Origin of the sequence: Tenacibaculum sp. 47A_GOM-205m (genome assembly GCF_000518405.1) — a bacterium.
In the GTDB taxonomy this organism is placed as follows: Bacteria; Bacteroidota; Bacteroidia; order Flavobacteriales; family Flavobacteriaceae; genus Polaribacter; species Polaribacter lutimaris.
This window is the reverse complement of the sequence record NZ_JADN01000010.1, coordinates 15516-40159: the sequence shown is the minus strand read 5'-3', so window position 1 is coordinate 40159 and position 24644 is coordinate 15516. Positions and strand designations below refer to the sequence as shown.

The following is a 24644-nucleotide window of genomic DNA, read 5'->3' as shown; positions in this document are numbered from 1 at the left end:
TATGAATGTTATAATTATTGAAGACGAAAAGCCAGCAGCGAGAAGATTAAATAGAATGTTAGCAGAACTAAATATAGAGGTTCAGCAAATGTTGCACTCAGTAGAAGAGTCTATAGATTGGTTTCAGAATAATGAACACCCAGATTTAATTTTCTTAGACATCCAGCTTTCTGATGGATTATCATTTGAAATTTTTGAAGAAGTAACTATAAAATCAGCCATCATTTTTACAACGGCTTATGATGAGTATGCTTTAAAAGCATTCAAACTAAACTCAATTGATTATCTCTTAAAACCAATAGATGAAGATGAGTTAAAAGTTGCTGTAAATAAGTTTAAAGAACACCAACCTTTACAAAATAACATACAAGTTAATATAAATGACATTCGTAAATTATTGATAAATCCTGTAGATAGAAAATACAAAAAGCGATTTACAATAAAAATTGGGCAACATTTAAAAATCATAAATATTGAAGATATTGAGTGTTTTTATTCAGAAAATAAAGCAACTTATATTCATACGAATTCTAATAGAAGTTATTTAATAGATAACTCATTAGAGTACTGGCAAGAGCAGTTAGATCCTGAACAGTTTTTTAGAGTAAATAGAACTTTTGTAGTGCAAATAAATGCGATCAAAGATATTGTGTCTTATACAAACTCTCGCTTACAATTAAAGCTAGAATCTTTTAACCATTCAGAAATAATTGTAAGCAGAGAGCGAGTAAAAGATTTTAAACATTTTATTGAGTAAGTATGGTTCTAAAGGAATCAATTTTATCCATAGCTTCAGGATGAATGTTTTCTCCGTCTTCAGTTAACCAAGAGTGAATGCTTCCAAGGTAATTCATACCTAAATAATTAGCACTTTCAATAAAAGGCATTTCAAAACCGTTTTTAAGATCGTTATGACCAGAGTTGCTAATTACTGCCATGTTTTTACCTCTTAACAACCGTCCTAACTCTTTTTTATATTTTAATAAGTCAGACAAACGGTCAAAAAATATTTTTAGAGTAGCACTCATGGTGTACCAATATACAGGAGTCGCAAAAACAATGGTGTCATAGTTGTTAATTACTTTTTCCATAACAGGAATAAAATCATCATTAGCATTGCTAAAGTCATATTCAAAAACACCAATATTTTTTGTTTTTAAATCAATAACATCAAAAGATTTGTTGTTGTTGAGGTAGTTAATAACTCTGTTTGTATTTCCGTTACTTTTAGAGCTTGCTTGTATAATTATAGTTTTTTTCATTTGTAGATTTATTTTGATGTTAAAACTCTAAAAATAATTAAGACGAAAGTGACGTTCTTAATTGTAAAAATTGATAATAACCAAGAGAAAATCAATGCTAGAAGTCTATATTTTTGTACTTTTATGCTAAAATTAAGAGAAAAAATGGATGTAAGCGCTTACAAGTTTGAAAAGGGAACAGTTTTAAAAGACTATGTTACAAAAGAGACAGACGAGGAAGCTAAAAAGAAATTAAAAAAATCGCGAAAAAAAATTAGTGAACTACAAGATACCATGTATGCAGAAGGTAAGTATAGTGTCTTAATTTGTTTACAAGGTATGGATACCGCAGGAAAAGATAGTTTAATACGTGAAGTTTTTAAAGATGTAAATGCGAGAGGAGTAGTAGTACACAGTTTTAAAGTACCAACAAATTTGGAATTAAAACACGATTTTTTATGGCGTCATTATATAGCATTACCGGCGAAAGGAAAAATAGGAGTTTTTAATCGTACACACTATGAGAATGTTTTGGTAACAAGAGTGCATCCAGAGTATGTATTTGCCGAAAATATTCCGACAGTAAAAAGTTTAGAAGATTTAGATGATGCGTTTTATCATAGTAGAATGGAACATATTAATCAATTTGAAAAACATATTGCAGAAAACGGAACAATTATCTTAAAATTCTTTTTAAATGTATCTAAAGAAGAACAAAAAAACAGATTATTACGACGTTTAGATATTCAAGAAAAAAACTGGAAATTTTCTGCTGGAGATTTAGAAGAAAGAAAACTATGGGATAATTATCAAGAGTGTTATGAAGATATGTTACAAAGAACATCAACCGATTATGCTCCCTGGTATGTAATACCTGCAGATGATAAACCAACAGCACGTTATATCGTAGCAAAAACTTTAGAAAAAGAATTAGAAAAGTATAATTTTAAAGAACCTACGTTACCCAAAAAAGTCTTAGATCAAATAGACGAATTTAAAAAGCAATTAAACAACGAATAATATATAAAAAGGCAATAAAAGAGTGTTTAAAGTAAATAAAGCCATTGTCTTTTAACTCTTAATTAAAAAATGAATTTAAACTTAACTAAACCCATTGTATTTTTCGATTTAGAAACTACAGGAATCAACATAGCTAAAGACAGAGTTGTAGAAATATCAATTTTAAAAGTATTTCCAAACGGAAATAAAGAAAGTAAAACTTGGTTAGTAAACCCTGAAATAGAAATTCCAGCAGAGGCAACAGCCGTACATGGAATCACAAATGAAAAAGTGGTAACAGAACCAACATTTAAAGAGTTAGCAGATAAGATAAATGAAATGATAGCCGATGCTGATTTAGCAGGATTCAATTCTAACCGATTTGATATTCCTCTATTAGCAGAAGAATTATTACGAGCTGGGATAGATTTCGATATGAACGATCGTAAAGCAGTTGATGTACAAACTATTTTTCATAAAAAAGAACAGCGTACATTAAGTGCAGGGTATCAGTTTTACTGTGGAAAAGATTTAGAAGGAGCACACTCTGCAGAGGCAGATACGAATGCAACGTATGAAATTTTATTAGCTCAGGTTGATAAATATGAAGATTTAGAGAATACTGTAGAAGCATTAAGCGAGTTTTCTACTCACGGAAAAAGAGCAGATTTTGCAGGTTTTATTTTATTTAATGATGAAGACCAAGAAATCTTTTCTTTTGGGAAGTATAAAGGAAGAACAGTAGAAGAAGTATTAAAAGAAAATCCTGGATATAATGCATGGATTCAAAATGCCGATTTTCCATTATACACTAAAAAAGTATTACGAGAAATTAAAGAGCGAATGTCGGCATCGAAGAAAGAAACCATGACAGATGAGGAGAAATTACAGGCTTTACAACAAAAATTTAATTTAAGGTAACCTTTAACATTTATTTTTAGTAATTATCTAAGTTGTTTTTTTAATTTAGATATAGTGAAATTAATACATAAAAAAATGTATACAGAATATAAAGAATTGCCCAAAAATTCAAGAGTTTGGGTATATCAATCAGATAGAGAGTTTACAACCGAAGAAATAGAATATATAACTGCAAAAGCGTTAGTTTTTATTGAAAATTGGACGCGACATGGAGATGATTTAAAAGGTTCATTTACCATTAAATACAATCAGTTTTTGGTTATTGCTGTTGATGAAAACTTCAACAATGTTTCAGGTTGTTCAATAGATGCTTCAGTACGTTTTATACAAGAGATAGAAAACGAGTTGAAGTTAGATTTAATGAATAAAATGAATGTTTCTTTTAAAGATGGAGACAATATTAATATTGTTAAACTTCCCGAATTTCAAAACTTTGCCAAAGCACAAAAAATTACAGCAGAAACTGTAGTGTTTAACAATATGGTAAATACCAAAGAAGATTTTGAAACCAAATGGGAAGTACCAGCAAACCAAAGTTGGCACGCACGATTTTTGGTATAACTATTGACGTTGTTTAAGAAAGAAATATTTTAACCCCCGAAAGTTTAAAAGAAGTAAGGTACATGAAGAAAAAGGCGCTTACATTATTAGCATTCGTTTTTATACAAATAATTCAAGCACAGCAGGTAGATCCGTTGTTAGCAAAAGATTCAGATGCCCAAGGTGTTTGGGTAGATAGTATTATGAAAAACATGTCTGTAGATGAAAAAATAGGACAGTTGTTTATGATACAAGCATATTCAAATAAAGATAAGAAGCATGAAGATTTTATATCCAATATGGTTACAAAATACCATGTAGGAAATATTATTTTTATGCAAGGCACACCAGACAAGCAGGTTGTACTAAATAATAAATACCAAGAATTAGCGAAAGTGCCATTAATGGTTGGTTTTGATGGTGAATGGGGGTTAGATATGCGTTTGAAAAACACCTATCGTTTTCCTTGGAATATGACTCTAGGCGCTATACAAGACACTTTATTGTTACAAGAAGTAGGAAAAAGAATTGGAGAACATTGTAAACGAGTAGGAATTCATATGAATTTTGCACCAGTGGTTGATATTAACACCAATCCTGATAACCCTATTATAGGAAACCGTTCTTTTGGTGAAAGTAAAGAAAATGTAGCACAAAAAGCTATCGCATTTACTAAAGGAATGCAAGGAGCAGGGGTTTTGGCTAATGCAAAGCATTTTCCTGGACATGGTGATACCGAAGCAGATTCTCACCATACGCTACCAACGATTAATTTTAGCGAACAGCGATTAGATTCAATAGAATTATATCCTTTTAAGGAAGTATTTGCTAATGGAGTTGCTAGTGTTATGACTGCACACTTAAGTATTCCTGCTATTGAAACAAATCCGAAGTTACCATCATCATTATCAAATAGTGTTGTAACTGGTTTGTTACAAGATAAATTAGGGTTTCAAGGACTTATTATTACAGATGGGTTAAATATGAAAGGAGCGGCAAACTATTCTACCCCTGCAGAAATTGATTTAGCAGCAATTTTAGCAGGAAATGATATGTTGTTAATTCCTCAAGATGTTCCAGGGTCTATAAGCTTAATTAAAAAAGCGTTAGCAGAAGGGAAATTGACAGAAGAGCGTTTAAATCACTCTGTAAGAAAGATTTTAAAAGCAAAATATCTAGTTGGTTTAAATAACTACAAGCCGATTGCCACAGAAAATATATCAAAAGATTTAAACTCACCATATGATGAGGTGTTACATCGAAAATTAATAAAAAACTCTATAACGGTTTTAAGAAACCAAGAGAGTGTTTTACCAATCAAAAACCTTCAAGATAAAAAAATAGCTTATGTGTCATTAGGTAATGATAGTGGTTCTGATTTTTATGAAATGCTTTCTAATTATACGAAGATTGATAAAATTTCTGAAACCCATTTGAGTGTTTTATTACAAAAATTACAGAAGTATAATTTGGTAATTGTAGGAGTTCATAAATCAGATAAGAATCCTTGGAAAAGCTATAAGTTTTCAAATAAAGATTTAACTTGGGTACAAGAAATAGCAAGGAATCATAAAGTGATTTTAGATGTTTTTGCAAGCCCTTATAGCTTACTTCAAGTACCTTCTTTTACAAATATTGAAGGTCTTGTCATGTCATATCAAAACAGCAAGTTATCTCAAGAGCTTTCAGCGCAAGCTCTTTTCGGGGCTTTTGAGTTGAAAGGAAAACTACCAGTATCTATAAAAAATGAGTTTAAAATTGGTCACGGACTTTTATTAGATGGTTTGGATGTTTTGCAGTACACAATTCCTGAAGAAGCTGGAGTTTCCTCAGAAAAATTATCAATTATTGACAAAAGAATAGATACTATTTTGCAGGAAAAAATGTCTCCTGGAGGTCAAATCTTAGTAGCTAAAAATGGTAAAGTGATTTACAATAAGAGTTTTGGATATCATACCTTATCAAAAGAAAGAGCAGTTAAAAATTCTGATTTATATGATTTGGCTTCACTTACTAAAATATTGGCTTCATTACCAATGATAATGAAAGCCGAAGAGGAAAGAAAAATTAGTTTATTTTCAAGTTTGGGAGATGTTTTACCAAGTTATAGTAAATCGAATAAAGACACATTGTTGTTAAAAGAAGTTCTATCTCATTACGGACGTTTACGTTCTTGGATTCCATTTTATTTACAAACAAAAGATAGTGTAACAGGAGAAAACTCTACTAAGTATTACAGAAAGAAACGTACTTCAAAGTTTAGTATAAAAGTGGCTAAAAATTTATACTTAGCTAAAGAGTACAAGGATTCTATTTATAAACAAATAGTAGATTCTGAGCAACGTAAAAGGCCTGGGTATAAATACAGCGATTTAGGGTATTATATTTTTAAAGAAATTTTAGAAAGAAAGTATAGAAAACCGTTAGATAAACTGGTAGATGAACAATTTTATCAATCATTAGGAGCAAACAGAATGACGTTTTTGCCGTTAAACAAATTTGATAAAGACGAGATTGTTCCAACTGAGAGAGATAATTATTTTAGACATCAGTTAGTACATGGTTATGTTCATGATATGGGAGCGGCTATGATTGGTGGAGTAGGAGGGCATGCTGGACTGTTTGCAAACGCAAATGATGTAGCAAAGGTTATGCAAATGTTTTTGCAAGATGGTTCTTATGGAGGGAAAAAATACTTAGAGCCAGAGACAGTGCATAAATTTAATAAGCGTTATTACGAAAATAAAAAGGTACGTAGAGGGTTAGGTTTTGACAAACCACAGTTAAATCCAAACATTAAAGCAACCTGTGGATGTGTTTCAGATGTAAGTTTTGGTCATAGTGGTTTTACAGGAACCTATACTTGGGCAGATCCTGCAACTGGTGTGGTATATGTCTTCTTGTCAAACAGAATATATCCTACTATGAGGAATTATGGTTTAGTTAAGAGTAATATTCGAACTAAAATTCAACAAGACATTCAAGATGCTATTCTGATGGCGGGTGAGTAGGTGATAGTTTTGTGTAAAGTAGTATGAGAAATAGTGAAGAGAAAAAGTATGCTAAACCAAATTTCCAACCCCAAAAAGAGCTTACTATCAAGCTTTGAATACAATAAAAGAAAGGAAAAAGAATTACGTTTAAGCCAAAGCGAAAAGTATCAATAAATTCAATTTCGTTTATTTTTTTGCTTACAAGTTTCCAGATAGTGAAAGGAATAACACTATTTAAAATAATAAGATAAAATAAAGAGAGAGTGTAGTTTTTACTACGCTTTTTTTCTGTTATAGTAAGTCTATTGTTTATTGCTGCATTTACAGTATTTACATCCGTAAAATCCGTTTGTTTTTTGTTAAGAAAAGTCAGAGTTTCTTCGTACTCTTCATTAAAAGGAATGTGTACGCTTAATTCTTTTAATTGTTTTGAAACAAGTTTTTTAAGTGTTTTAACAGATTGATTAATGTCTTGCTGATTGTAAAAATTATTAGATAAAATAGGAGAACCAAAATGTATTGCAACTTTAGAAGGATAACTAGATACATTTTGATAAGTAATTCCTATTGGGATGATATGAATATCTGTGTTAGGATACTCATCTAAAGTTCTAAAAAGAATTCTAGTAAATCCTTTACTTAAAGGTCTAACAGTTCTGGCTTTACTATGGGTTCCTTCGGGAAATATTAATAAAGCTTTATTATTTTTTAAAAGGTTTTGGCATTTGTTAAAGATTTCTTCATTTTTAGATAGCTGTTGTATCCCATCTCTAATACGGTAAACAGGCATCATTCCAAGTAAATTGAAAAATTTAGCAATGATAGGGTTATTAAAAACAGAGGCACGTACTAAAAAATGTGTTTTTCTTTTTATATGTGTGGCTATAAAAAGAGGATCAACCAATCCGTTAGGGTGATTAGCAGTAAAAAGAATAGCACCTTTTTTAGGAATATTTTCGTTTCCTGATACTTTTATTTTTTTTGTATAAAAGAATAAGCCAGATTTAACAAATGCTTTAAAAAAGTAGTATACTAAAGTTTCCATTTCTATTTTTTTCTTCCCCAGTAAGTAGCTAATATCATTCCTGAAAAAATATCCCAAACACCCCAAAAAGCTGCTAATAAAGCCATACCACCTAAACCATCAAAAAAACTAAAGATAAGTAGTAGGCCTAATCCACCATTTTGAATACCTGTTTCCATTGAAATTGTTTTACAGTCTTTGTTATTTAGTTTGAAAGATTTTGCAGTAACATAACCTATTACAAAAGCGTAAATGTTATGAAATATGACTAAAAACAAAACTAAATGAATATAGTTTTTAAAAATTTCAGCATTGTCATACAAAGCAATAACGATTAGTAAAATAAAGAAGAAAATAGAAAAAGGGCGTAATAGTTTATTTATTTTTTTAGCCATTTCATGGTGATAATGATTTATAAGCATCCCTAGAATTATAGGAATCCCTAATATTAACAAAACAAGTTTAAATAGCTCAAAAGGGTTTAAAGAAACGCTTTTTAAAATAATATTAGTTGGTTCATACAAGCTTCCCCATAGTTGTAAGTTTAAAGGAGTCATAACTAAACATATTATGGTAGCAAAAGCAGTTAAACTAACAGATAACGCAGCATTTCCTTTTGCCATTTTACTAAAAAAGTTAGATACATTTCCGCCAGGGCAAGCAGCGATCATAATCATTCCTAAAGCAAAACTAGGATAAGGTTTAATGATGTATATTAATATGAAGGTTAAAAATGGAAGTAAAATAAATTGAGATAATAATCCTACAAACAATATTTTAGGGTTATTAATTAGCCTTTTAAAATCCTCAAATTTTATATCTAAAGCTATACCAAACATAATTATAGCAAGTGCTATATTAAGCATCCACAAAGCTTCAGTATCAAAATTAATCTTTATGTCATCTATTTGTAAGGGGTTAATTTTTAAAAGCATATTCAATTATATTAGCTCCCATTTTTAGAGCTTTTTCTCTTATCTCTTTTGGGTCATTATGTACTTCTTTATCTTCCCATCCGTCGCTTAAATCACTTTCATAATCGTAAAATAAAATTAATCTACCTTTATAAAAGAGGCCAAAACCTTGAGGAGGCTTTCTGTCATGTTCATGAATTTTAGGTAATCCGTTTGGGAAAGAGAATGTTTGATGATAAATAGAATGATTTTTAGGGATTTCTTGTAGTGTTAATTCAGGAAATACTTTTTTTAATTCTCTTCTAATGTAAGAATCCAATCCATAATTATCTGAAATATGTATGAAACCCCCAGAAATTAGATAGTCTCTTAACATTGTAATTTCATCACTTGTAAAATAAATATTACCATGACCAGTAATGAAAACTATAGGGTAATTAAAAATCTGTTCATCATTTAATGTTACAGTTTCAATATCTTTTTCGATTGAGGTTTTTGTATTAAGGTTGGTAAAGTTGATGAGGTTTTGTAAAGCAGTAGGGTTAGCATACCAATCACCTCCACCATTATATTTTAAAATAGCGATTTGCTGAGAGAAAATACTTGTAAAGAAAAGAAGGAAATAAAATGTTATAATGTTTCTCATAAATTAAGTATTGCTTAGCAGAAGCAATATAATAAAACAGTAATAAAAAACACCAACAACTGAGTTGTTGGTGTTTTTAATTTCCCCTTAAATGTAAATCATACTTTTTAATTTGAAAAGTCCCCACTTTTTCAAAAAGTAATTAATTTACGTTGCGAAAATATAAAAGATTAAAAATAACAAGTACAATAACATCTGATTGGATGTTTTAAAACTTACTTTTTATAAAAAGCATATTGTAAAAAATGAAAAACTTCGAAGTTTTTAAAATGTTCTTAGTACATAAAAAATAAAAAACACCAATATTTAATATTGGTGTTTTTAAAGTTATAGCTCTCCCTTTTTCGTATTGAGACTGAGTAGTTCTCAATAATTTTTTAGAAATCTTAATTATAAATTGAAAACCCCTTCAACTATTTTCAATTACTAATTTTTTAATTTCACTATGTAAATATAAAATATAGATTAAAGAAGTGAGTTCGAAAACATCCAGTTTGGGTGTTTTGGACTGTCTTTTTATAAAAAGAGACTAAAAATTAACTGTTAAGAGTAACTAATGATAAATTTTTAAACTCTACAGGGGTGTGTCCTGTATGTTTTTTAAAAACAGTATAAAAAGTAGATTTAGAATTAAAACCAGATTCTAAACCAATAGAAGTAATTGTATAATCTGAATATTCTGAATCAAGTAATAATGTTTTTGCCAAATCAATTCTCATTTCATTTAAGTAATCAGTAAAAGATTTTTTGGCTACGTTATTAATAATCAAAGAAAGAGTACTAGAGCTCAATTCTGTGTCTTTAGCTAAATCTTGAAGCGTATACTTTGTAGATAAATATTTCTTTTTTGATTTGATAAAATCATCAATTTCTTGAAATTGTTCTTTTTGTCGTTCAGCTTGACTTTTAGAAGGATTTTTCTCAGTATCTACTTTTATAGTATCTACACTAAAATTTCCGTTTAAATCAATCAATAGAGATTTTCTAATAATCTCTCTTTCTTTAAGGATTCTAATTTGTTTAAAACCTTGGTAACCTAACCAGTAGATTAAAACAGTTGTAAATACTCTTAAAGGATAATAGGAAAATAAAAAATCGCTAAAGTTTAAGCTTATTTTTATAACAAGAGCAAGAATCCAAAGAAGGTATCCTACTGAAGAAAGAATAAAGAAGGTATAAAGCCATTTTAGATTATCAAAAGATAAAATTTTAGGGAACAAGTTTTCCTTCTTGTACAAAATATACATTGAATAGATGAAAAAGCTTAAGGATGTAAGCATGCTGAAAAACTCTTCAAGAGAAGAGTATCTTTCATAAATATAGTCTAATCTTTCTTGTGAAGCAGTGTCACTGTAGTATACAACAAAACTTATTTGAGCAATTACCATTAGGATAAATACAGGAATAGCGAATTTTAAAACATTAAAAGATTTTTGAGGTAAATCTAAATAATGAACTAAAAACATGTATAAAAAAGGCATAGCTAAAAAATGCCAAGAAAACTGCATGTACTCTAAAGCAAATTTATTTTGAAGTAAACCTCTTTCTAAAGCCCAAGATTGAAGATTATTTATAGAAATAACTAAAATTAATAGGTTTAAGTATACCATACTTTTTTCTCTTCCATTTTTAGAAGAGAATAATACCACACTAAAAGCAAAGCCATGTAAGGCACTTACTAATAAAAAGAGATTAAATAAATACTCTATTGTCACAACCTATATTTTTAACAAAAAGTTAAATATACAAAAAATGAATTATTGATGTAGGTATGCAATACTTTGAACTACGTTTAGACCAGCTGTTTCTGTTCTTAGTCTATTTTCTCCTAACGAAATGGGAGTAAAATTTTTAGTTAAGGACTGTTGAATTTCTTTTGATGAAAAATCTCCTTCAGGACCAATAAGAATAGTGTAAGAATCGTTAGGTGTAGCGATGTTTTTTAAAACTTTTTTTTCAATATTTTCTTCACAATGAGCAATAAATGTTTCACTAGAAAAGTCTTGATCAATAAAATCAGAAAATTTTACAGGTTCATTAAGTTTTGGTAAAGTGAATTGTAAAGACTGTTTCATAGCAGCTTGTACAATTCTTAAAAATCGTTCTGTTTTTACAACTTTTCTTTCTGAATTTTCACAGATAATTGGTGTGATTTCATCAATGCCTATTTCGGTAGCTTTTTCTAAAAACCATTCAAAACGGTCGTTATTTTTAGTAGGAGCAATGGCTACGTGTAAATAATAATCACGGGTTCGTGGTTTTTCTTCTGATTTTATAATTGAGGCAATACATTTTTTATCATTCCCCAATATAATTTCCGCAGAAAATATAAAACCTTTTCCATTGGTAATATGTAATACGTCTCCTTCTTTTTTACGTAAAACTCTAATAATATGACGACTTTCGTCTTTGTCAAAAGTAATTTCTTTTGAAGTAGGTCCTAAATCAGGATTGTAAAATAGTTGCATTATAAATCGAGTTTATAGGTTCTTCTGCGTTTGTGAACTTTAGGATCAAAAGCTTTCCAGATTTGATGAATAGCATGGTTGTCCTCTAATTCAGGAGTTCTAATACAGTTTTCAATACCTTTAGCTAAAAATACAGCGTGAAATTGCTCAAAAATAACGGCAGTTACTCCTTTGTTTTGGTATTCAGGATCTACACCAATTAAATAAAAGGTAACGTCTTTTGAATTTTTTCTAGCGTTTAATAGATGAAAAAGACCAAAAGGAAATAGTTTTCCGTTTGCTTTTTGTAAAGCTTTGGAAAAAGAAGGCATAACAATAGCAAAAGCAACAAGCTTATGGTTTTCATCAACGACAAATTTTATGTATTCAGGATTGATAAAACTTATATACTTCTTTTTAAAATAATCTATTTGAGCATCCGATATAGGTACGTATGTTGATAGCTTTGAGTATGTTTTACTAAACAACTCAAACATTTCATCAACATAAGGCATAATTTTATCTGTTGAAGTAAAATTCAAAGGAGTTAAGTTATACCTTTTTTGAATTATATTACTCGCCTTTCCATATTTTTTTATATCAACATTACTAAAAGAAAAGTTACTTTCTATGTATTCTTTTTCTTTTTTAAATCCTAATAGTTCTAGATGCTTAGCGTAGTAAGGATGATTATACCAAGTAATCATAGTGCCTATATGATCAAAACCTTCAACAAGAACACCAGTTTTGTCTAAGTTGTTAAAACCAACAGGTCCTTCGATGTATTCTAACTCGTTTTCTTTACCTATTTCAGCAACTTTATCTAACAAAGCTTTAGTTACTTCGATATCATCGATTACATCAAACCAACCAAAACGCATTTTCTTTATGTTTTGATGTGTAGTTTCATAAGTATTGATGATTGCCACAATTCGACCAACAATTTCATTGTTTTTATAAGCTAAGAAAAAACGAGCTTTCGCATGCTCAAAAACAGGGTTTTTATCCTTGTCAAAACTTTCAATTTCATCATTAATGATAGGAGGAACCCAATACTTATTGTCTTTATAAAGAGAAAAAGGAAACTTAACAAATTGTTTCATTTCCTTTTTAGTTGTTATTTCTTTAATTTGAATCATAGGTCAAATGTAAGATTTTTAATTGTCATCTTTTTCTTGATCTTCTTTCTCCTTTTGTTCTTCTTTTTTAATCTCTTCTTCTAGTTTCTTAATTTCTTTTTCTAGCTTTAAACGTTCTTTCTCTTTTTCCTTAGCTTCTTTTTCTTGCTCTTTTTTAATTTGTTTTTCTAGTTTTAAACGTTCCTTTTCTTTTCGTTTTGCTTCTTTTTCAGCTTTCTTTTGTGCTTTTTTAGCTGCCTTCTTTTCTTCTTTAGCAGTTTTCTTCTTTAGTTTTTTATCTTCTTTAGCAATAACATCTACTAAAGATCCTTGGCGTTCTCTTCTTGGTTTTTGATTCAATACGTCGTCGTCAGTATTTTTAGAAATGTCTAAATCAACTTTTTGCTCTCGTTTTTTAGAGAATAATTTCCCCACTTTGCTGAACATACGGCCAAAGAAGTTTCTATCTTCATCGTACTTAACTTGTTTTCCTTCTTCAATTTTATTTCCAAATTCATCAATTTCAACAAATTTATCTTGGTGCCTGTTAAGTCTATAAGAAACCCCTAACGAAGTGTAAAGACCAATCTCGTCTTGTTTCATGTTGGCTCTTAACGATGCATTAAATTGTAAGTTTTCGCTAAATAAATATGCAGCACCAGCACCAATATTAGTCTTCTTTTCATACTCTTCAAAAATTCCTTGTATTTCAGCGAAACCAGACCAGTAGTCATTAAAATTATAAGTTCCTGTTACAATATAAGAAAGCTGTGAAAAGTCGGTTCCAATATAATCGTAATGAAGATTGGTAATAACGTTTAGCTTATCTGAAAACTCATTCTGTAATAAAAGTCCTACTCTTGGGCTAAAACCATCTCTTTTATGGTAATCAGTTAAAAAGTCTCCAATATTTAATCCAGCAGAAATACCGATATGAGGTATCCAACGTTTCCAATCAAAAGAATGACGAGCTTTCCAACTTCTAATTTCTTTACTTTTATCATCATATTTTGGAGCGTAAATAAGGTATTTTGCACCAATACTAAACTGACTTAGGCCTGTTTTGTTATATGACGATTCAAAGATGTTTTTAAAAGCTATTTTGTCTTTTTGTAAAGATGTATTTAAGTTAACTTCTAGTTTTTCAGAAATAAAACTTGTTCTGAAAAATAGATTTAATCCTAAGGCTTCTGGATTACTAAATGTTGGTGTAGCATTAATTTTTCTGTAAAAAATGCTCGATTCAAACTGGTACACACCCGAACCAACACTATAAGGACTCTCAGAAAAACCTGGTCTATTTGAATTTATAACAGGTGTATATTGCGCATTTGCAGTTAATACTGAGAAAAATACAAAAAACAAAAGGAGTTTCTTAATCATATAATAAGTCCAGATTTTCAGGTTTTACAAACATACGTAAAAATACAATTACCTATATAATATAAGTTTTGTAAAGTCTTAACGCTTCCTTTTGCTTCAAATTGTTATTTTTGGTTGATTTTTTTATTTTTTAGAAAAAGATGACATATATAAATGAAGCTGGACCTGTGAATTTTTTAAAGACCATATTAATTATTCTGTTAGTTTATTACGCTATTAAGTTTTTGGCGAGATTATTTGCACCTTATCTGATAAAAAAAGCAGTAGATAAAGTACAAAAGAAAGCAGAACAACAGTATAGAAATCAACAAAAAGCATCTGATGTTGAAGTTGGAAAAACTGTTATTGATAAAAAACCAAATACTACAAAACAAAGTAATAATTCGGTTGGCGAATACGTTGACTATGAAGAAATAGACTAACATGAACTTAAAGAAGATTTTACCGTTTGCAATTGCAATTATTGTTTTTGCAATAGCATCGGTGTTGTATTTTAACCCTGTTTTAAGCGGAAAGCAAATAAAACAAAGCGACATTACTCAGTTTATAGGAATGTCGAAAAGTGTTAATGAATACAGAGTAGAAAAAGGAGAAGAACCATACTGGTTAGATAATGCTTTTAGCGGAATGCCTGCATATCAAGTAAGTGCTTATTATCCGAATGATTTTGCGCGTTATATTGATAAAGTAATTCGTTTTTTACCACGACCTGCCGATTATCTTTTCTTATATTTTTTAAGTTTTTTCATACTGTTAACTGCTTTAAAAGTAGATTGGAAGTTAGCTGTTTTAGGTAGCTTGTCCTTTGGTTTTTCAACCTACTTGATTATTATTTTTGGAGCAGGGCATAATGCAAAGGCACATGCTATCGGATACATGCCAATGGTAATTGCAGGAGTTATTTATATTTTTAGAAAACGATATTTACTCGGGTTTGTACTTACAGCTTTAGCCATGGCTTTAGAAATATATTCGAACCACCCACAAATGACGTATTATTTAGGGTTTTGTTTGTTAATTTTAGCTGTTGTTGAATTTATTGAAGCCTTCAAATCGAGAACATTATCAGTATTTTTCAAGCAATCAGCAATTTTAGTTGCGGCTATGTTAATTGGTGTCGGAGCGAATTCAACTAGGTTGATGGCAATGAAGGAATATGCTGATTATAGTACGAGAGGTAAATCAGAATTGACTATCAATCCTGACGGAAGTCCAAAAGAAAAATCTTCAGGATTAGATAAAGAATATATTACTGAATATAGCTATGGAATTGCAGAAACATTCAATTTACTAATACCTCGTTTTACTGGAGGAGGAACTGTTGAAAAGTTAGGAGAAGATTCTAATTTTTATCAAGTTTTAGAGCAGAATGCAGGTAAGAGTGTAGCGAAAGATTATTCAAGTCAAGCATTAACCTATTGGGGGAAGCAACCGATTGTTGAAGCTCCTGCGTATATAGGAGCAATAGTATTCTTTTTGTTTATCTTAGGAGTTTTCTTAGTAAAGGGACGTTTAAAATATTGGTTGGTAGCAGCCACAGTATTTTCAATAGTTTTGAGTTGGGGAAAGAATTTTCCGGCAGTCACAAACTTTTTTATTGATTATGTTCCGTTATACAACAAGTTTAGAGCAGTTTCATCAATTCAAGTAATAGCAGAACTGTGTGTGCCGTTGTTGGGAATTTTAGCATTAAAAGAATTTTTCTCGTCAGAGAATTCTTCCGAAGAAAAAGAAAATGCCGTAAAAAAAGCATTCTATATAGTAGGAGGAATCTCGTTATTATTCCTATTATTCGGATCAAGTTTATTTGCTTTTGAAGGATTACGTGATGCGAATTATCAACAACTTCCAGAGTTGATTGACGCTATAATAGCTGATAGAAAGTCAATGTTGTTCAACGATAGTTTACGTTCATTATTACTTGTTTTAGGGAGTGGAGGTGTATTATGGTTGTATTTAAAAGGAAAACTTAAGCAGGCGCCTGTAGTGTTAGCTTTAGGAGGTTTAATTTTATTTGATTTGGTGTCGGTAGATATGAATTATGTAAATAAAGAGGATTTTACTTCAGCAAGAAGAGTAGAAAAACCATTTACCGAGACTAAAGCGGATATTGAAATATTAAAAGATAAAAGTGATTATCGTGTAGCGAATTTTGGAGGAAGTCCGTTACAGGATGGAAGAACTTCATATTTCCACAATTCAATAGGAGGGTACCATGCAGCCAAAATGAAGCGTTATCAAGAATTGTTTGATTATCAGATAGCAAGAAACAATATGGAGGTGTTGAATATGTTGAATACCAAGTATTTTATTATTAGTGATGAGCAATTTCAAGAAAACCCAGAAGTAAATGGAAGCGCATGGTTTGTAAACTCATTAGAGAAAGTAGCTTCAGCTAACGAGGAAATTATTGCCTTAGATAGTTTAAAAACAAAAATAAAAGCCGTAATCAACACAAAGGAGTTTGATTTCAACGGAGCAGATGCGTATCAGAAAGATACTACAGCTACTATCAATTTAGTGAAGAAAGATCTTACAGAATTAGTATATGAGACAAATGCAAGTTCTGAGCAGTTTGCAGTGTTTTCTGAAATATATTACAAAGATGGTTGGAATGCTTATATTGATGGTGAAAACGTTCCGTATTACAGAGTAAACTATGTGTTAAGAGGTATGGAAATCCCTACAGGAAAACACACTATTATATTTAAATATGAACCAAGAGTTATTAAAACAGGAAGTTTATTATCGTTATTCTGTTATGGATTGCTAATCCTTGTGCCTATAGGTTGGTTTGTGGTGTCTGGTAAAAGAAAAAAGCTTTAATTAATCGTCAAGAGTTTTTAAAAATGCAGAAGGTGTTACACCAATATGCTTTTTAAAAGCTCTTGTAAAAGCAGAAGCATTGGTATAGCCTATTTCATCGGCAATAGCTTGAATAGAATACTTTCTAAAGGTTTTATCGCTCTTTAGTTTTTCTACCACATAATTAATCTTAAGTTTAGTACAGTATTGCTTAAACGACTCGTCGTGGTGTTTGTTGAAAACAAAAGAAACATAGGTATTGTTGGTTTCTAATTTGTCAGCAATATAGTTAATAGAAAAATCAGGTTTTAAAAAGTCTAGATTTTTTTTAGCATTTGTAAACTCATTTAAAATCTTATTTTCTAGTTCTTCATCAATATTATATTCCTTTTTTTCTGTTTCTACAGCCTTGTCATTATTTATCATTAAAATAAGCTCTTTCTTTTTTTCTTTTTCTTTTTTCAATAGATAAAAAGTAATAATGAAGAAAGTTATTAATAGAGCAACAAATGAAATGGTGAGTTTTTTTTGTTTACTAGCTTCTTTTTCTTTGATTTCCTGATTAAGTAGTTGAGCTTTGTTGAAGTTGTTGCTGTAAAATAAGTTAAAAGTCTTGTCTTTATTATTTCTAGCTAAATTAAATTGTTCTAAAGTTAATGCTGAGTATTTAAAGGCACTGTCTAATTTATTTAAGTTGTTGTATTCCTTTGAAAGAATGTCATAAATAGTGATTAACTTACTTGTTTCACAGTTTTTATGATTTTTTAAAAGTTTATTAGAGTAATAAACAGCTGAGTCAGAATTGTTCAAGTTATGGAAACAAATAGCCTTTTGAAAATATTCTCTATGAAGGTAGTTGTAACCGTTGTTAATGTTTTTATAATTATTAATAAGATCTATGGCTTTTTGATATTTGTTTTGTTTCATTAACACCTCGGTTTTTCTGAAATTGTAAATAATTTCAGAATCTTTATGCGGCGGATCAAACATTTTAGCCACTTCATAAGCTTTGTCATAATAGTAATTAGCAGAGTCTAGAAAAGCTTTATTCGGGTGTTGATTATTTAGGGAAACATAGGTATTACCAAGACAATTATAAGAGTTAGCTTTCCAGTGAAGAAAAAATTCATCTTTTTGTATGTTTTTTAAAATAGGATTTTTAGCTTCTGATAATGATTGAAGCAAAATACTTTTGGCTTTGCCCTGCATATCAAGTTTATTTTTTATAACAGCTTTACTAAGAGTCAAGCCGAGTAAATTCCTAAAGTTGACATCATCTTTAACAGGGTGGTTTACTATTAAATCTTCTTTTTGTATCAGAATAGCAAAAGCTTCCTGATATTTTTCTTGATTTTTTTTAATCCAGAAAAGCCTATTTAAAGCAGCTATTTTTCTGTCCAAAAGACAGGTTAGATCTTTGTGTTTTAATATAGAATCAACTTGTTTAATAACCTTGAGTGATATGCTTTCAGCTTTATCGTAGTCTTTTTTTCGGTAAAATCCATAAGACTTACCAGTAGAACCTTCAAGACTTTTGCAGATGTTGTCAGATTGTTCTAATTTTTTACAATAAAAAAATAAACTATCATTATTTATGTTTTTATAATAATTGATTTTATCAAGGTAAAATGAATCTAAATTTTTAACTTGAGAAGTAATTTTCGCAGAAAAAGAAAAGGTAATAAGTATAGTAATTAAAAATCTGGTCATTTTGTGTAAAATCAATAAAAACACATACTTTCTATAAAAAGCATAGGTTAGAAAACCAAATATAACATTTTTTAGTCGTGCTTTTTATAAAATAGGGTATATAGTGTTTTTTTCATATCTAAAACAACAATATGTTTGCAGTAAGTAAAAAGTACATGTAATAAATGTACGGATTGCTATGGAAAATTAAAAAGTTAAAAGCGAGGGATTTGCCTTCGCTTTTATGTTTTTAATACCTCTCAAAACGTATTTTTACTTCTATTACTTAGAATGGTAAAATAATAATACATTTGTTTTAAAATAAATTTTATGTATTCTAAACTACCAAAAAAGAGATACAACCATACGCTTGAGTTTTTACAAAAACATCTTCCTGCTCCAGCAACGATATTAGATTTAGGAGTTCGTAACCCTTTTTCTGAAATAATGGAAGAAAACGGATATACGGTTTACAATACTAATGGAGAAGATTTAGATGTGTTGCCTCATATAGTGAAAGAGCATAAAGTTGATGCAGTAACAGCTTTTGAAATTTTTGAACATTTGTTAGCTCCTTTTAATGTATTAAGAGAAATAGAAGCAACAAAGATTATTACTACCGTTCCTTTAAAGTTGTGGTTTACGAATGCTTATAGAAGTAAAACAGATATGTGGGATAGGCATTACCACGAGTTTGAAGATTGGCAATACGATTGGTTGTTAGAAAAATCTGGTTGGAATATAGTAGATACACAAAAATGGACAAGTCCGATTAATAAATTAGGAGTGAGACCTATTTTAAGAAAATATACCCCAAGGTATTACGCTGTTTTTGCTGAAAAAAAGACTTTGAAATGAGAATAGGAATGATTTTAGACAAAACATTTCCTCCTGATCCAAGAGTGCATAATGAAGCAATCGAATTAATTAAATCAGGGCACGAGGTTTTTTTGTTTAGTCTAACTTACTCAAATCAATCTTCAGAAGAAGTAATAGACGGAATTCAAGTTAAAAGGTATAAATCAAATACTTTAGAATATAAACTATCGGCTTTGGCATATACAATTCCATTATATTCTACTTTAATGAAGAAGAAGATAGTTCATTTTCTTGAGAAATTTTCTATTGAAGCGATTCACATACACGATATGGTTGTTGCAGAAGCAGTTTTGAATGCTTGTAAAAAAAAGGAACTTCCTGTAGTGTTAGATTTGCATGAGAACAGACCTCAGATCATGAAGTTTTACCCTCATTTAAAAAAGTTCCCGCAAAGTGTGTTGATATCTCCCAAAAAATGGCAACAGAAAGAAGAAGAGTTTGTGAAAAATGTAGATAACGTAATTGTTGTTACTGAAGAAGCAAAAGAAGAAGTGTGTAAAAGGACTAGCATAAATTCTGATAAAGTTGTTGTAGTTCCTAATACAGTTAGAAAATCTTTTTTTGAAGAGGACGAGGGTTTAGATGAAAGAACTGAAAAAGATACTTTTAAGCTATTATACATAGGAGATACAGGTGAAAGAAGAGGTCTAGCAACGGCAATTAAAAGTTTACCAACGTTAAAAAAAGAAATAGAAAATATTCAATTAGTAATTGTAGGAAGTGTTAATGCCGAATTAAAAAAACTATCCGAAGAATTAAAAGTTGAAAAACAAGTAAGTTTTGAAGGATGGCAGGAAGAAACTACATTTCCTAAGTATATAAAGCATAGTGATGTTTGTTTATCACCTTTACATAGAAATTTACATCACGATACAACACATGCTAATAAATTATTTCAATATATGAGTTTGAGAAAACCTTTATTAGTAAGTGATGCAACAGCGCAAAAAAATATAGTAGAAAAAGTAAATGCAGGATTGGTTCATGAAGCAAAAAACGTAGAAGATTTTACCGATAAAGTATTGAGGTTATACAAAGATGAGCTGCTGAGAAAAGAATTAGGAAAAAACGGAGGAGCTTTTATTCGAAGTGAATTTACATGGAATAAAACTTCTAAAGAATTGGTGAATCTATACAATAGCTTTTAACTTGAAAGTATTAATTATAACATATTATTGGGCACCTGCAGGAGGATCTGGAGTGCAACGTTGGTTAAAGTTTGTAAAATACTTACGAGACTTTAATGTTGAGCCTGTAATTTTTACAGTAGATGAGGCAAACTACCCAATTACTGATGTTTCTTTAGAGAAAGATATACCTGAAGGAATAGAAGTGGTTAAAAATCCAATATGGGAGCCTAATAATCTATTTTCAATTTTTAAGAAAAAAGGAGCTAAAACCAGTGCAGGGTTTTTAGATCCAAACCCGAGTTTTGCAGGGAGAATAATGCAGTATGTTCGAGCTAATTATTTTATTCCTGATGCTCGTAAGTTTTGGATACAACCTTCGGTTAAAAAGCTTAAAAAGTACCTGCAAGAAAATAAAATTGATGCAATAATTACGACTGGACCTCCTCATAGTTTACATCTTATAGGGTTACAACTTAAAAGAGAGTTAGGAATAAAATGGATTGCAGATTTTCGAGATCCATGGACAGATATAGATTATTTCCATCAATTACCATTAACGCAAAGATCGAGAGCTAAGCATCATCAATTAGAGCAAGAGGTGCTTATTAATGCTGATGTCACTTTAGTAGTAGGTGAAACCATGAAAAAAAATTACGAAAAATTTTCAAACAATATTCACGTTATCACAAATGGTTATGATTCCGAAGAGCAAAAAGAAATAGAAGTGAAGCTTGATGAGAAATTTTCAATTACGCATATAGGTTTGATGAATGCTGATAGGAATCCAAAAATAGTTTGGGAAGCATTATCAGAATTGAGTCAAGAAAACGCTGAGTTTTCAGAAGATTTAGAAATAAAATTAATAGGTAACATAGCAAGTGAGGTAGAGGAGGAGTTAGCTAAATATCAGTTTAAAAATATTACAAGAATAGCCTACGTACCTCATAGTGAAGTGCAAGAACATCAAAAAGCATCACAAGTTTTATTATTGGCGGTAAATAAAGTGCCAAGTGCTAAAGGAATTATAACAGGTAAAATTTTTGAATATTTACAAGCAAAACGTCCTATCTTAGCAGTTGGTCCTGAAGACGGAGATTTAGCTGAAATTTTAACTAAAACTAATGCAGGAACCATAGTTGATTTTGATGATAAAGCTAAAATGAAGAAAGAAATTATGCAGTTGTATGCTGATTATAAAAAAGGTGATCTGCAAGTAGCTTCTAAGAATATAACACAATATCATCGAAAAAAATTAACAGAACAATTGTCTATTATACTTAAACAAGTCGTTAATTCTTGAAAAAAATAGTAACTATATTAGGTGCTCGTCCGCAGTTTGTTAAAGGAGCTGTGTTAAGTAGAGTAATTAAAAAGCATAATGAAATTGAAGAAATAATAGTGCATACAGGTCAACATTTTGATGCTAATATGAGTGCTGTTTTTTTTGATGAAATGCAAATTCCGAAACCGAAATACAATCTTAACATTAATGGATTGAATCACGGAGCGATGACTGGTCAAATGTTAGAAAAAATCGAAGAGATTTTACTTGATGAAAAACCAGATGTAGTAGTTGTGTATGGAGATACAAACTCTACATTAGCTGGGGCTTTAGCAGCTAAAAAGCTTGATGTTAAAGTTGTACATATTGAAGCAGGATTACGCTCTTTTAACATGCAAATGCCAGAAGAAGTAAATCGAATTTTAACAGATAGAATAGCAGATCTATTAAGTTGTCCGACAGAAATAGCTGTCTCAAATTTAAAAAATGAAGGTTTTGACGGATTTGATATCCTAGTAGAAAAGCATGGTGATATTATGAAAGATGCTGTTGAGTTTTACAGCAAGGTTTCCGAAGAAAAATCTACTATCATAAATGATTTGAATTTAGTAGAGAACGAATTCGTACTAGCAACAATTCATCGACAAGAGAATACAGATGACAAAGAAAAATTAGCTAATGTTTTTTCAGCTTTAGAAGAAATTCACAAAACAAAACAAGTAATACTTCCTTTACATCCTAGAACAAAAAAGATGTTGGAGAAGTATCAATTACAACCTAACATTACATTTATTGATCCTGTAGGATATTTTTCAATGTTAGAATTATTGAAAAATTGTTGCATGGTAATTACTGATAGTGGAGGGTTACAAAAGGAAGCATTCTTTAATAAAAAGTTTTGTGTAATAGCTCGTGAAGAAACCGAATGGAAAGAGCTTGAAGAAAATGGATATGCAACTATTTCAGGTGCTAATACTAAGTTTTTGGTGAAAGATTTCAATCAATTTTTAACTTTAAATAAAAGTTTTGAAGAAGAATTGTATGGAAATAATGTAGGAGAAAAAATATATCAATCAATAAAAAAACTAATTCAATAATACTTTGGGAATTGTATTTAAACAATCGTTCAAAAACACGTTAATAATCTATTTAGGTTTTTTAATTGGAGGTATTAATACCTTGGTTTTATACACGCGTTTTTTAGGTGATGAATATTACGGATTAGCAACCTACGTATTTTCGGCATCTAACTTAATTATGCCAATTACAGCTTTTGGTGTCCATTTTACGATTATCAAGTTTTTTTCAGGGTATACCTCAAAAAATGAACAAGATAAGTTTTTAAGTTCTGTAATTTTTCTACCGCTTTTGATTGCTATTCCTATAGGGTATTTTTGGGATTACTTTCATAATTGGATAATGCATTATGTTGCTAAAAGCAATTCAAAGGAAAATTTAGTTATTGAAAACTACACAATTTATATATACATAATAGCGGTTTGTACAGCTTATTTTGAAGTGTTTTATTCATGGGCTAGAGTGCAAATGCAATCGGTTTTTGGAAATGTTTTAAAGGAGTTATATAACAGAGTAGCTGTAATGGTAATGTTGCTTGCTGTGTTTTTTCAATTTATCACAAAAGAAGAATTTCTAATTTATATGTCGATAGCATATATTTTAAGAACTTTTTTAATGATGATTTATGCATTTCGTTTATATACACCAAAGTTTTCTTTTTCGTTACCTGATAATATTAAAGAAGTATTACGCTATACATTTTATATCATTTTAGCAGGAAGTGCAGGGGCAATTATTTTAGATATAGACAAAGTAATGATTCCTGGTAAAGAAGGTTTTGAAAAAGCCGCTTATTATACGGTAGCAGTTTTTATTGGTTCTTTTATTGAAGCTCCAAGTAGGGCGATGGGACAAATATTACAACCTTTAACCTCTAAGGCACTTAATGAAAATAATTCTATAGAAACAGAAAATTTATATAAGAAAAGTTCGATTAATCTGTTACTTATAGGTGGTTTATTCTATGTATTAGTGAACTGTAATGTTGAAGAGTTGTTTAGGTTAATGCCTAATAAAAATTATGCAGATGGAGGTGCTTTAGTGGTGTTGTTAATATCATCAGCTAAGCTATTTTTAATGTCTTTAGGAAGTAACGGAGCCATCATTAGTAATTCTAAGTTTTACCGTATTACGTTACCGGTAGGAGTGGGAATGGCGTTATCAGTGTACTTTTTAAACGATTATTTTTACAATAGTTTAGGGATGGGAACAGAAGGATTGGCTTTAGCAACTTTAATAACAGTTGTAGTATTTAATATTTATAAACTGTGGTTTGTTAAAGAAAAGTTTAATATGACACCATTTACAAATAAAACATTTTTAATGATTGTAATTATCTTAATTATGTTTTTAGGATTTAACTTTTGGAACTTCTCAGTCTCTGAGTTTTATGTTTTGGACTTTCCTATTCATCCAATAGTAAACATTCTGTTAAAAAGTATAATTATTATAGCTGTTTATGTGGCTATAGTTGTTAGAATGTCTATTTCAGAACAAATCAATAACCTTGTTAAAAGGTATGTAAAGTAGTTTTTGATTTTTTATAATACACTTTA

At 30.0% G+C, this 24644-nt stretch carries 21 protein-coding genes; 12 read left to right on the top strand and 9 right to left on the bottom strand.

The features are described 5' to 3' along the window. Position 1 precedes the first annotated feature (1 nt). Positions 2 to 757 carry a LytTR family DNA-binding domain-containing protein gene (locus N534_RS0111520; protein WP_028892634.1) on the top strand — a complete coding sequence of 252 codons (756 nt, stop codon included), beginning with the start codon at positions 2 to 4 and terminating at the stop codon, positions 755 to 757. Here N534_RS0111520 and N534_RS14770 read toward each other — a convergent pair. Then, the gene (locus N534_RS14770) at positions 747 to 1262 is read right to left on the bottom strand and encodes a flavodoxin family protein (protein WP_038006011.1); all 516 of its coding nucleotides are present in this window, start codon (positions 1260 to 1262) and stop codon (positions 747 to 749) included. The two genes, N534_RS0111520 and N534_RS14770, sit on opposite strands and share 11 nt — an antisense overlap. A gap of 144 nt (positions 1263 to 1406) precedes the next feature. On the opposite strand from N534_RS14770, the gene N534_RS0111510 reads away from it, so the two are divergent. From N534_RS0111510 to N534_RS0111495, 4 genes are all read left to right on the top strand, one after another. Beyond that, complete coding sequence (locus tag N534_RS0111510) at positions 1407 to 2261, top strand: phosphate--nucleotide phosphotransferase (RefSeq protein ID WP_038006036.1); 855 nt, start codon at positions 1407 to 1409, stop codon at positions 2259 to 2261. Positions 2262 to 2330: 69 nt separating this feature from the next. Further along, positions 2331 to 3161: a 3'-5' exonuclease gene (locus tag N534_RS0111505; protein ID WP_028892632.1), complete on the top strand. Its 831-nt coding sequence runs from the start codon at positions 2331 to 2333 to the stop codon at positions 3159 to 3161. Between the two features lie 75 nt (positions 3162 to 3236). After that, a complete protein-coding gene (locus N534_RS0111500) occupies positions 3237 to 3722 on the top strand; it encodes a hypothetical protein (RefSeq protein WP_028892631.1) in 486 nt (161 codons plus the stop codon). A 62-nt stretch (positions 3723 to 3784) separates the two neighbouring features. Beyond that, positions 3785 to 6712, top strand: a complete 2928-nt coding sequence (locus N534_RS0111495) for a glycoside hydrolase family 3 N-terminal domain-containing protein (RefSeq protein WP_028892630.1) — start codon at positions 3785 to 3787, stop codon at positions 6710 to 6712. Here the strand turns inward: N534_RS0111495 and N534_RS0111490 are convergent. From N534_RS0111490 to N534_RS15125, 7 genes are all read right to left on the bottom strand, one after another. Then, positions 6690 to 7739, bottom strand: coding sequence for a lysophospholipid acyltransferase family protein (locus N534_RS0111490; protein ID WP_038006009.1), 1050 nt, complete (start codon positions 7737 to 7739; stop codon positions 6690 to 6692). The two genes, N534_RS0111495 and N534_RS0111490, sit on opposite strands and share 23 nt — an antisense overlap. 2 nt (positions 7740 to 7741) lie before the next feature. Beyond that, positions 7742 to 8653, bottom strand: a complete 912-nt coding sequence (locus tag N534_RS0111485) for a bile acid:sodium symporter family protein (protein WP_028892628.1) — start codon at positions 8651 to 8653, stop codon at positions 7742 to 7744. Further along, entirely contained in the window at positions 8637 to 9278 is a 642-nt protein-coding gene (locus N534_RS0111480) for a DUF4159 domain-containing protein (RefSeq protein WP_028892627.1), read from the bottom strand. Before N534_RS0111480 ends, N534_RS0111485 begins: the two co-directional genes overlap by 17 nt. Before the next feature lie 536 nt (positions 9279 to 9814). Then, complete coding sequence (locus tag N534_RS0111475) at positions 9815 to 10993, bottom strand: AraC family transcriptional regulator (RefSeq protein WP_028892626.1); 1179 nt, start codon at positions 10991 to 10993, stop codon at positions 9815 to 9817. 42 nt (positions 10994 to 11035) lie between these two features. Continuing rightward, on the bottom strand, positions 11036 to 11746 hold the full coding sequence (locus tag N534_RS0111470; RefSeq protein ID WP_028892625.1) for a 16S rRNA (uracil(1498)-N(3))-methyltransferase: 711 nt from the start codon (positions 11744 to 11746) through the stop codon (positions 11036 to 11038). Beyond that, on the bottom strand, positions 11746 to 12864 hold the full coding sequence (locus N534_RS0111465; protein ID WP_028892624.1) for a hypothetical protein: 1119 nt from the start codon (positions 12862 to 12864) through the stop codon (positions 11746 to 11748). The genes N534_RS0111470 and N534_RS0111465 overlap by 1 nt, the downstream gene beginning before the upstream one ends. 18 nt (positions 12865 to 12882) lie before the next feature. Further along, positions 12883 to 14226: a transporter gene (locus tag N534_RS15125; protein ID WP_051435915.1), complete on the bottom strand. Its 1344-nt coding sequence runs from the start codon at positions 14224 to 14226 to the stop codon at positions 12883 to 12885. A gap of 140 nt (positions 14227 to 14366) precedes the next feature. Here N534_RS15125 and N534_RS0111455 point away from each other — a divergent pair, with 140 nt between their 5' ends. Beyond that, positions 14367 to 14648 carry a DUF4834 family protein gene (locus tag N534_RS0111455; protein ID WP_051435914.1) on the top strand — a complete coding sequence of 94 codons (282 nt, stop codon included), beginning with the start codon at positions 14367 to 14369 and terminating at the stop codon, positions 14646 to 14648. 1 nt (position 14649) lies between these two features. Then, positions 14650 to 17052 (top strand): YfhO family protein, encoded by a 2403-nt coding sequence (locus N534_RS0111450; protein WP_028892622.1) that lies wholly within the window; start codon positions 14650 to 14652, stop codon positions 17050 to 17052. Here the strand turns inward: N534_RS0111450 and N534_RS0111445 are convergent, their stop codons facing one another. After that, on the bottom strand, positions 17053 to 18741 hold the full coding sequence (locus N534_RS0111445; protein WP_028892621.1) for an AraC family transcriptional regulator: 1689 nt from the start codon (positions 18739 to 18741) through the stop codon (positions 17053 to 17055). It lies immediately after the preceding gene. A gap of 309 nt (positions 18742 to 19050) precedes the next feature. On the opposite strand from N534_RS0111445, the gene N534_RS0111440 reads away from it, so the two are divergent. From N534_RS0111440 to N534_RS0111420, 5 genes are read left to right on the top strand one after another with little or no spacing between them, the layout of a single operon-like run. Continuing rightward, positions 19051 to 19578, top strand: a complete 528-nt coding sequence (locus N534_RS0111440) for a methyltransferase (protein WP_028892620.1) — start codon at positions 19051 to 19053, stop codon at positions 19576 to 19578. Then, positions 19575 to 20747: a glycosyltransferase family 4 protein gene (locus N534_RS0111435; RefSeq protein WP_028892619.1), complete on the top strand. Its 1173-nt coding sequence runs from the start codon at positions 19575 to 19577 to the stop codon at positions 20745 to 20747. Before N534_RS0111440 ends, N534_RS0111435 begins: the two co-directional genes overlap by 4 nt. Position 20748: 1 nt before the next feature. Further along, positions 20749 to 22029, top strand: coding sequence for a glycosyltransferase family 4 protein (locus tag N534_RS0111430; protein ID WP_028892618.1), 1281 nt, complete (start codon positions 20749 to 20751; stop codon positions 22027 to 22029). Next, complete coding sequence (gene wecB / locus N534_RS0111425) at positions 22026 to 23108, top strand: non-hydrolyzing UDP-N-acetylglucosamine 2-epimerase (protein WP_028892617.1); 1083 nt, start codon at positions 22026 to 22028, stop codon at positions 23106 to 23108. The genes N534_RS0111430 and wecB overlap by 4 nt, the downstream gene beginning before the upstream one ends. Before the next feature lie 4 nt (positions 23109 to 23112). Beyond that, a complete protein-coding gene (locus N534_RS0111420; protein ID WP_028892616.1) occupies positions 23113 to 24618 on the top strand; it encodes a lipopolysaccharide biosynthesis protein in 1506 nt (501 codons plus the stop codon). Positions 24619 to 24644 lie beyond the last annotated feature (26 nt).